Source organism: Pontibacter rugosus, from assembly GCF_042678745.1.
Classification (GTDB): domain Bacteria; phylum Bacteroidota; class Bacteroidia; order Cytophagales; family Hymenobacteraceae; genus Pontibacter; species Pontibacter rugosus.
In genome coordinates this window covers 1-8,448 of the sequence record NZ_JBHTLD010000207.1, presented here as the reverse complement: position 1 = coordinate 8,448, position 8,448 = coordinate 1, and the positions used below count along the sequence as shown (strand labels likewise).

The following is an 8,448-nucleotide window of genomic DNA, read 5'->3' as shown; positions in this document are numbered from 1 at the left end:
GGCTAAAGCTATATAGAAACAAGATATTCAAAGTATGTGCCACATTCACCTTTACAAATAAAAAAAGCCCTAACCGAATGGCAAGGGCTTCATAATCAACACAAAATAAATTATGCTTCTTCGTATTCGTCTGCCTGTGGGCTATAACGCGATGCAAGTATAGCACCTACTGTTAAAGCGCCTGCAGCCAGTATTAGTTGTGTGGTTGTAAACTTCTTAGTTGCCTTAAGTATAATATGGCCCAAGTCCTGCATCAGATCTGGCAGCTTGTCCTGGCGCCCCTGAAATACGTGCATGGCTGACTCCACTGTTCTAGACATATCATGCGGCTGAATCATAGACATGGCATTGGTGTCTTGTTTCTGCTGGTCGCTCGAATTCTGATTTTTGCTGTTCTGGTTATTATTGTTTTCCATAGTCTTATATAAGTTAATAAATGATATTTTTATTGTTGAGGCCTGCCTCCGTGCTGCGCTACAACGTCTGTCATTCGCTTCTGCAGTGTATCTAGGTTCAGCATCATACTAGCTGGAAAACCTACACTTAATTCATCTAAAATCAATGATTCGGATTCAGGGCTATAAGTATACTGCCCCGACACACCTTTTTCATTGAAATTGCCTTCATTTCCTTTCAAATCGAGGCCAAAAGATTTGAGCTTGATTTTCATTTGATCGAAGGCCTCCGGTTTAATTCCATCATACTGTAGCCTCTTTGCCATATAAATGTAAAATTTATGCTTATTGAACAATTGATTTAATCTAACGCAAGAAGCGTTTATTAGTTAACTTTTCCCAGTCTCAGATTCTGCAGCAACTTTTTCTTATTGATACTCAATTGCATGAATATAGCATTGCATATATTTTACATCAGCTATTGCACAATAAAATAACACCTTCTATATTTGCACCACAATCAGACAGAACGGCCCGTTCGTCTAGGGGTTAGGACGCTAGATTTTCATTCTAGTAACAGGGGTTCGATTCCCCTACGGGCTACCAGGAGGGAAAAGTCAGTTTCACAGCTGCTTTTCCCTCTTTCTTTATGCCCCATTTTCTGCGAAATCTCGCTGGCAAGGCCGAAAAAGGAGTTGACGCGGGTAGTTCGATAAGCCCCATTTTCGCGCTTATAATCGACCCCATCCGGGAACACCAACGCCTGCAGCCTTCTTCGCCTCTGCGCGTCGGCCTTAGCCCATGTGGATGAGAGACTTAGCATCATTTTCAGCCCGTTTTCCAGCAAAGTTCTGTGGTTCGATAAGGGGACGGAGAGTTTTTCAAGGTTCACCTCTATCTCAAGCATCTCCGCTTTCAGCTCAGCGCTGAATTTCGTGAATATTTCCCCGTTAATGTCCCCGTAGGCGTAGCGCCGCTCCATCGCCTCGAGCTTCTTTTTCAGTTCCGAGAGCTGCAGTTTCAAACGCTTTTCCTCCTGCTCATGGTCCTGGCTCAGCTTCTTGAACACCTGGCCCATCATCTCCTGCACCTGCGGCAGCAATAGCGGGTCGATTTGAAATTCCTTTAGCAGATCTTGGTAGAGCTCATGCATCTTTCCCGCGTTCCGGTTGAGGCAGCAGCCCTTGGTGTTGCACTTGTAGTAGTGGATGCCCTTCTTCTTCATCTCGTAGCCCGTGAGCGGCTTCTGGCAGCTGCCGCACTTGATGTGGTGGCGCAGCGGCAAAGCCTCGTCCTCCTTCACCTGGGTGTAGCCGTGGGCGTTCTGTGCCTGCAGCCCGTTTACCCTTAGGAACACGTCACGGGATATGAGCGGCTCGTGCCTGCCCACGATTACCTCACCCTCTTCCAATAAGCCGTGCGTGATCAGGCCGCAGTAGAAGGGGTTGCGAAATATCTTGGTCAGCGTCTGGTTGTAGAGCGTCAGGCCCTGCGCCTTTAGCCGCTTGATGATGTCGGTGTTGGATAAACCCTGCTCGGCCTTCAGCTGGAAGGCCAGGCGAATGAGCTTGCCCTGCCTGTTTGGCTTTATCACCTGCTCGCCGTTCACCTTCAGCTGGTCATAGCCCATGGGTGCCTTGCCCACCACATAGCCTTTTCTCACCTTGGCCTCCATACCCGCCACACACTTCTCCCTGCGCTGGTCATTGTCGAACTGGGAGAACAGGAACTGGATGCCCTGCTGCAGCTTGCCGGAGGCCGTCATGGTGTCCATCGGCTGGGTGACGGCCACCACCGCTATACCCATTTTGCTAAGCTCGTCCACGATGCCGATGGCACCGGAGCCGGAGCGGGAAAAGCGATCGTGGGAGTAGACGATAATGTAACCCACCTTGAGCTTGCTTTTCCTGACAAAGTCTAGCATGACCTTGAATTCTTTTCGCTCGTCGTTCTTGGCGCTTTCATAGGTGCCGCCGAATTCGCCCGCCACTTCATAGCCGTGGCGCTGGGCGTAGGCCCTGCAGCGTTCCAGCTGGGTCTCTAGGCTCTGGTTCGTCTCAGCCTGCTCCTTAGTGGATACGCGGGTGTAGACCACGGCCACCTTACCCCTTACGGCTGCCTTGCTTTTCTTCTTTCCGATCATCTGCGGCTGGGCGAACACGCTCAGGTCATGGCTGTTTGCAATTGCCTTGGGTGTTGCTGTTGCTGTTGCTTTCTTCGCTTTACCGGTTGCTTTGGCTGTTGCCTTGCTTTTTTTCATCATTTTACCTGATATTGCCGTGTTTTTCTGCTTTTTTTACAGCCTTTTGCTCTATAGTGCCTGATATAGGATATTCAACGGCTGTGCCTTGCTTTTGGCTTTGCCCGCTTTGAAGCATCTCATACATCAAAGTGCAGAGCCGGAGCATCTGCTCCACCATGTCTGAGGCCCCGTCCGCTGACAGGTGGCCGTAGCCATCGGTTTCCAGCAGCCTTGCCACATGCTGCTCGCGCAGCCGCTCGTCCTGCCTTACCTGCGCGTACAGGCCCTCTTCCCGCTGCGGCTGCAGCATGCCTTCTGCCGATACTGGTTCTTTAACTGGAACTGAGAGGCTGTGAGTCGCTTGCTGTCTTTTTTTCTGGTTTACATTTTCCTGTTTTTGATGCTTTACATTCACGGAGATTGTGTCAATTTCCGCACTTGTCTGAGTTCTTCAGTTAGAATGCCATTTTCATAAGTGTCCTGAGTGCTTCAGTGACTTCTTTTACCATTATATAAGGATTACCAATATTATACAGATCTCAGGGAAACAGCTAAGGGAGGATTAAAGCCTTGTTCGTTGGGCCTCCTCGAAGGTGAGCTGCGTTCCGTTCTGCGTCTTCATGGTGATGGTGCTGTAGTCGCGCGTGCCCAGTATCCGGGCTATCTCTTTTTTCTGTTTGTCAGAGAGCTCTCTGTCCACTTTTGTGATCAGGTCGGCCCTGCGCTTGCCGCCCCTCTTGGAGAACTTGATGGTAAGCTCCTTCACCTCATCACTGCGCATGGCCCTGAGCACCTCGTTCTCCTCCCTTGTCAGGATCGGGATCTTGGGCAGGAACTGGGCTTTCGTCTCGTCGTTGAGGAACTGGGCGAAGTAGTGTCCCAGCGGGACGTTGATGTGGGGCTCGTCCAAGTCAGGCTTGCCCTCAGGGTTTGCGTTCTGCTCCGCATCGCTCCAGACCGCCACTCCCCCGTCGGGAAAGACGTAGAGGTGGGTGTTGGAGCGGTGTTGAAAGTGGTTCAGCACAACCAGGGAGAAGCGGTACGGGTAGAAGGTGTTCCTTTTCTTCAGGTTTTCCTCCACCTCCTCAAGCTCCTCCTCCGTTATCGGCCTTCCGGCGGCCTCCTCGAAGGTTTTTCTGAACGAGGCTCTCTGGTCGTCGTCAAGCTCTACGCCGGCCATGAAGTCCTCATCAAACATATAATCCTTCACGGCGGCGATCGTCTCCAGCGGAAGACCGAATCTGCGCAGGTCCTTCACGATCTGGAGCCAGAGGTACTGGATGAAGTCAAAGTAGAGCTTCTTTCCGTCCTCCTCCGAGTCCGGGACAATGCCCAGGCTGCGCCAGTTGTTATGCACGCGGGAGGTGATGCCCGCGTCCTTCAGCGTAAACTGCCGGTACTTCAGGTTCTCCAGGATCTCCATGGCGTAGTCGCCGGGACTGTCATACACTGGAATGTCTACTGCAAAGTATTTCCCCTTCATTTAAATTATATTTTACCCGAATGTAAGAAATAAAATTAATTCTGTATACTTGCAGGTAAATATTTTGTCAACTAACGTAGCATGGGACAGGCGTCCCACCATGAACATGAATAAGTGACCCCAACGAAGGATGCGCAGCCGATAAGATTGACTGCGCATCAGCTGCAACCGTCCATTAAGACCGGAGGCAGTAAGAACAAAGGCTCCAAGGAGCATTCATCAAACACTAAGCAGCAGCTGCCAACAGTGGAGAGCCTGCTGTCTGACAGCGCCACCCTACAGGTGCTTCTGGAGTATTACCCCAACTTCAGGAAGCTCGGCACCGTTTTCCGGACCCCGCACTCCAAGGGAGTCAACATCTTCCGGCACAAGGGTATTTACCTGGTCAAGGACTTCACAGGAAAGGAGTTCGGGGAGGGCGCGCTAAACGTGCTCCAGGTAATCCAGTGTTACCACGGCTGCGACTTTCAGGAAGCGCTTGCCTTCCTGGCAGCAAAGCTTGGCCACACTTCCAGCGGTGGCGCTTCTGCGCCGCCTCGCTGGCCTGTCCCGCGTCCCACTGTCCCTGCCGGGACGGAAAAGGAGCGTGAGCAGGTTCTGGTAAATGTGCAACAGTGGGAGCGGGTAATGCAGGATCCCCGTTCCAATTTTCACCGCTACGCCCTCTCCCTGGGCGTGACGGAGGAGCACCTAAATAAGTGGCATGTCGGCACCGACACCCGGGGCAACACGGTGTTCGGGCATCGGGACACGGCAGGGGCCTTTGTCAACCTAAAGCACTTCGCCTACCAGCCAAGCGGCAGCCGGGACAAGAGCAAAAAACCGTTCTACCTCAAGAACCCCGCCTGTAAGAAGTACGGCCAGTGCCTCTACGGCATTCATCTCCTGCGGGAGGGTGTCCCGATGGTCCTGGTGGAGGCGGAGAAGACGGCCGGACTGGCCAGCTTCTTTTACCCGCAGTACGACTTCGTCGCCACCGGCGGGGCCTCTTCCCTAAGCGAGCAGAAGTTGAAGGCGCTGCGGGGCAAGTCGGGCTATGTGCTGGTCGACGCAGATGAGACCGGTCGGCAGCTGGGCGCGTGGAAGAAGCTTCACGCCCACGGCCTCGACTTTACCCCGGTGGACCTGTTCCCGGACCGGAGGGACGGCTACGACCTGGCGGACGCCCTGCGGGACGGGCTGCGGCCCGACATAGCGGATTGGCGCTTCCAGCTCAGGCCAAACCCCAACGGGTGCGATTACAGGCTGCACGTGAACCGCTTCATCGGAGAGCAGGCAGAGTGCCTGGCGGGTTATATACGCCACCACGGAAAGGTGCTGCTCAAGGCCAGGACCGGGACAGGCAAGACTACCTTTGCACTGGAGGAGCTGGCGCGAAGCGTCCCAGGGCGCATCATCATCCTGGAGCCGCTTACTGTTATCGTGGACGCCGTTGCCAGGGGCAAATACGGTGAGATCGCCATCATCAAGCAGGGTGCCACCTACGAGGACGTGCAGACAGCGCTCCACAGCAGAATCACCGTCTGCACCTATGACAGCTTTGCCAGGATAGCCCCCGTCTCGGATGGGGACCTGATCATCTGCGACGAGATCCATGAGCTGCTGTCCGGCTACGGCATGCCCGACAAGCGTCCCAAGTACGAGTTCCTGTTCGGGCAGCTGCTGGCGGCAAAAAACGTGCTCTGCATCTCAGCCACGCCGCCTGACTTCCTCAGGGAGTACGGGTTCAAGTACGTGGAGGTGGTGGCCGGGCAGTCAAACACGGTACAGCTCACCCCCATCACCTACAAAGGCAAGATTCAGCACGAGCTGGCCAGGCTGCTGCCCACGCTTGACTTTGGCAACCATCAGTACCTTATCCGGCTCAACAACCTAAGGCTCATTGAGCAGCTTGTCTGCGGCTTCAAGGGCCTTCCTGAAGGTCAGGTGGCGGTGCTGAGCTCGGGCTCCAAGGAAGTGGCCGGTGGTGTTTACCGGTCCATCACGGACACCAAGCTGATTCCGGATGAAGTGCGCCTCGTCTTCACCACCTCCCTCATAGACTGCGGCGTGGACCTCTACAACGAGCGGCTGCGGGTGGTACTGGCAGAGCACGAGAACGAGCAGCTAAGCGTTGCAAACGCCCTGCAGTTCATGGCGCGTGCCCGCAGGATCCCCCTGCTGCCCGTGAGCGTGTACAAGCAGGAGCGAAAAGGAAAAGCCTTTGACCGGGATGCCGCCTACAGGGCACTCTGCAAGTTTGCACAGGGCGAATGCCATGCGCTTAACGCGCTCAACGCGCAATACCAGCAGCTAAGCCCCTACCTCTCCAAAGGATCTTACTGTTACAGGGAGTCAGCCAAATACAGCACTTACAATTCCGAGGTGCACCTGTATGAGGTAAACAGGCTCACCATCCACTACGAGGTGGAGCAGGCGGCCATACGGAGCACGGCGACAGCCGATTTCTTCAGCCAGCTGGAGGCGGAGGGGCACATTGAGATGCGGGGCGGTGAGCAGGTGAGGGTGGCAAGGACGCCGGAAACAGACGAGCTTGACAGAACAGCCAAAGCCATCAGGAAAAGTGCGGAGGAGCAGGCATTGGAGTTTGTGGACAGCGGCTGCGCCAACACCCTCTTTACGGCCCTCTACCATGCCACCAGGGACCTGGGGCTCCGGCAGCGGATCGTGCGGCTGGAATACGATGTGCGGGTAAGTGCGGAGGCAACTATGCTGCAGGAGAACCACCAGAGGCTTTTTGACGATCAGGCGGCCCTGCACGTGTTCAGAAACTACTTAAAGCTTCAGGAAAGGCACATCGCCCCGGAAGGAATAGTGCCGCTGATGCGCGAGCACAGAGGCAACAGGAAGTTTGGAGACCTGCTTGTGCGGATAGACACTCTGGAAAGGATAAAACTCTGTGACCGCCTTCCCCCTGCCGACAGAAGGGACGTGGAGCGAATCCTTAGGCACAAGCGGGCAATCGAGGAAAAGGTTACCGGATCGGCTTCTATTAATAGCAAAACAGGCAATCGGGTAACCGCCGACACCATCACCGATGCAGTAAACAGCGACCGCGACACAGCCATAATGCTCACCAAGGACAAGGCCATGCGGCTCTTCCGCATCCTCTTCGAAACGGACGTGGTGGTGGTCAAGGAAAACGGCAAAACGGTGAAGTACTTCGGCATTGTGGCCGACAACACCGATGTCCCCGCAGGTGATGGGACGGGCGATAATAAAATTATGCAACATTGATAAATAAAAACACAGAGATGAACAAAGAAGAAATATACGCACGGGTGCAGCAGCTGCACCGAGCAGGGAAATCCGTTAGGGGAATTGCCCAACAAACAGGCATCAGCAAGTCCAGCGTGGGCAGAATGGTGAAGAAAATGCAGGGATTAGGCCATGGGACGGCGGCCAAAACGTGTCCCGAGACTGCGTCCCAAGGCGCTGGGACGCCTTCTGGGACGGGATATCAAGCTGTCCCAGCTTCAGAAACAGGTGCACCTGGGACAAGGGGGACCGGTGAAAGCACCCAGGATAAGCCGGAACCGGCAGCTTCGCCAACACAGCAGCATAACCGTGCACTTGAGGAGCTTCTGATGAGCTCCTACAGGTTTAACCTCCAAGACAGCTACCGTGAATTCCTCTACAGCATGCGCACATTCCTCACAAGCAACCTCAGCTCGGAGAGGCTGGCGCGTGAGCTCATACAGAGCAGGCAGAAAAGAGCGGGTGAGTACATCCTGCGCGCCAGGGGAAACTGCTCAACCTGCCGGGTAAGCTATGAGAGCCTGTACATGGCCTACGTGCTGGAGCAGCTATACCAGTTCCTGGGACAGCAGCCGGGGCTGGAGGAAACAGGACGGGAGCTTAGGATCATGGCGGGTCCCTTGCTGGAGAAGTTCATAAAGCACGCAGAGCGCCTGGACGCGTTTATTCAGATGAAACCCTATATGGCCTGCTTTCCTGCTGTGGTATAAAATAGCGCTGATAATAGTTGTTTAGAGTGAGCAAAAACAGGGACTCCATATATTGGCGGTCCCTGTTTTATCTAGGCTAATCCATTTTCATGCGTGATAAGAGAATTTAACTCAAAAGAGAAGAAAATCTTATCTGAAGAGACGGGAGGGCTACGGAAGCCCTAGATGTTCTGCCAAAAAAACTTAGGTAAGACGTCTATAAAAAAGGTATCATGCTTTTGTAAAACTAAATTTCGAGCTACTCTAAAAACCGTTACAAGGTAGATATGGTGAAGTTTTACAACTATATTCAAAATTAAGGCAAAGGCGCGGTTGAAAAAGAAGAGCAGTAACTAAACTAAATATTAATTATGTGGTGAG

General features: G+C 53.4%; 7 protein-coding genes, 1 tRNA gene and 1 pseudogene. 4 read left to right on the top strand and 5 right to left on the bottom strand.

What is annotated here, in order from left to right; genetic code table 11:
- Window positions 1–110: 110 nt before the first annotated feature.
- Both ACFQ2O_RS17725 and ACFQ2O_RS17720 read right to left on the bottom strand, forming a co-directional pair.
- Window positions 111–416, bottom strand: a complete 306-nt coding sequence (locus tag ACFQ2O_RS17725) for a hypothetical protein (protein WP_377530925.1) — start codon at window positions 414–416, stop codon at window positions 111–113.
- A 29-nt stretch (window positions 417–445) separates the two neighbouring features.
- On the bottom strand, window positions 446–721 hold the full coding sequence (locus tag ACFQ2O_RS17720; RefSeq protein WP_377530922.1) for a hypothetical protein: 276 nt from the start codon (window positions 719–721) through the stop codon (window positions 446–448).
- Window positions 722–926: 205 nt separating this feature from the next.
- Here ACFQ2O_RS17720 and ACFQ2O_RS17715 point away from each other — a divergent pair.
- Window positions 927–1,001, top strand: a tRNA-Glu gene (locus tag ACFQ2O_RS17715).
- Window positions 1,002–1,542: 541 nt separating this feature from the next.
- The gene (locus ACFQ2O_RS17710; protein ID WP_377530919.1) at window positions 1,543–1,746 is read left to right on the top strand and encodes a hypothetical protein; all 204 of its coding nucleotides are present in this window, start codon (window positions 1,543–1,545) and stop codon (window positions 1,744–1,746) included.
- A gap of 36 nt (window positions 1,747–1,782) precedes the next feature.
- Here ACFQ2O_RS17710 and ACFQ2O_RS17705 read toward each other — a convergent pair.
- From ACFQ2O_RS17705 to ACFQ2O_RS17695, 3 genes and pseudogenes are all read right to left on the bottom strand, one after another.
- Window positions 1,783–2,538: pseudogene (locus ACFQ2O_RS17705) on the bottom strand (recombinase family protein); the annotation flags it as partial.
- Window positions 2,539–2,659: 121 nt separating this feature from the next.
- Window positions 2,660–2,947: a hypothetical protein gene (locus ACFQ2O_RS17700; protein WP_377530916.1), complete on the bottom strand. Its 288-nt coding sequence runs from the start codon at window positions 2,945–2,947 to the stop codon at window positions 2,660–2,662.
- Window positions 2,948–3,199: 252 nt separating this feature from the next.
- Window positions 3,200–4,120 (bottom strand): hypothetical protein, encoded by a 921-nt coding sequence (locus tag ACFQ2O_RS17695; protein WP_377530914.1) that lies wholly within the window; start codon window positions 4,118–4,120, stop codon window positions 3,200–3,202.
- Window positions 4,121–4,366: 246 nt separating this feature from the next.
- Here ACFQ2O_RS17695 and ACFQ2O_RS17690 point away from each other — a divergent pair, with 246 nt between their 5' ends.
- Both ACFQ2O_RS17690 and ACFQ2O_RS17685 read left to right on the top strand, forming a co-directional pair.
- Window positions 4,367–7,357, top strand: a complete 2,991-nt coding sequence (locus tag ACFQ2O_RS17690; protein ID WP_377530911.1) for a DUF6371 domain-containing protein — start codon at window positions 4,367–4,369, stop codon at window positions 7,355–7,357.
- Window positions 7,358–7,707: 350 nt separating this feature from the next.
- Window positions 7,708–8,088, top strand: coding sequence for a hypothetical protein (locus ACFQ2O_RS17685; RefSeq protein ID WP_377530908.1), 381 nt, complete (start codon window positions 7,708–7,710; stop codon window positions 8,086–8,088).
- Window positions 8,089–8,448: the final 360 nt, after the last annotated feature.